The following is a 993-nucleotide window of genomic DNA, read 5'->3' on the forward strand; positions in this document are numbered from 1 at the left end:
CTAGGCCGTGTCTGGCAATTCGCGGAGCCAGAGGATGAGGCTGGCCAGCAACAGCCCGGAGCGGTAGCGGCTGGCCAGCTTGTCGAAGCGGGTGGCGATGGCGCGGAACTGCTTGAGGCGGTTGAAGCAGCGTTCGATGAGGTTGCGGCGCTGGTAGAGGACGGGGTCGAAGGCGGGTGGCCGGCCGCCTTTGCTGCCTTTGCGTTTGCGGTGGGCCTGCTGGTCGGCCGGTTGCGGGATGCACGCCTTGATGCCGCGGTCGCGCAGGTAGCAGCGGATGCGGCGGGCGGAGTAGGCCTTGTCGGCCAGCAGCACCTGCGGGGTGGTGCGGGGCCGTCCGCCGCTTGGACGGGGAACGCGAACGGCTTGCATGAGTTGCTCGAACATGACCGAGTCGTGCACGTTCCCGGCGGTGACCAGCATGGCCATCGGCAGGCCACGGCCCTCCACGATCACGTGGGCTTTGGTGGTCAGCCCGCCCCGTGAGCGTCCGATCGCCTGCCCACCCGCCTGCCCATCCGGCTGACCAGCATCCTGACCGGATTGCCTGTCTGATGGATCACCCTGCCTGATCGTCCCTGCCTGGGTCCCCCTTTTGCGCGCCCGCCGCGTGCTGGTGGGTCCGGGCCACGGTGGAGTCGATGGAGAAGGTCCACTCGATGTTGCCGACCGCGTCGTCCTTGACCTGCACCGCCTCCAGCAGCCGGGCCCAGGTGCCGTCCTCGTCCCAGCGTTTCCACCGCTCATAACAGGTCTGCCAGGGCCCGTACCGTTCCGGAACATCCCGCCACGGCGCGCCCGTCCGCAACCGCCACAAGATCCCATTCACCACCTGCCGGTGAGCCCGCCATGGACGCCCCCGCCCGTCGGTCACCGGCAACAACGGCTCGATCGCCGCCCACGCGGCCTCGGTCAACTCACCACGACGCACCACACACCCCATCCAACAAAACACCGCCGCACAGCGGCGGTGTTTTGTCAGACACGGCCTAG

At 68.5% G+C, this 993-nt stretch carries 1 protein-coding gene; it reads right to left on the minus strand.

Annotated features, from left to right (window positions below; all coding sequences use genetic code 11):
• A protein-coding gene (locus J4573_RS53385; protein ID WP_372443062.1) for an IS5 family transposase occupies positions 1-931 on the minus strand; the annotation gives its coding sequence in 2 pieces (ribosomal slippage) (positions 1-570 and positions 572-931; 930 coding nt in all).
• Positions 932-993: the final 62 nt, after the last annotated feature.

It is taken from the genome of Actinomadura barringtoniae (assembly GCF_017573505.1).
Taxonomy (GTDB): Bacteria; Actinomycetota; Actinomycetes; order Streptosporangiales; family Streptosporangiaceae; genus Spirillospora; species Spirillospora barringtoniae.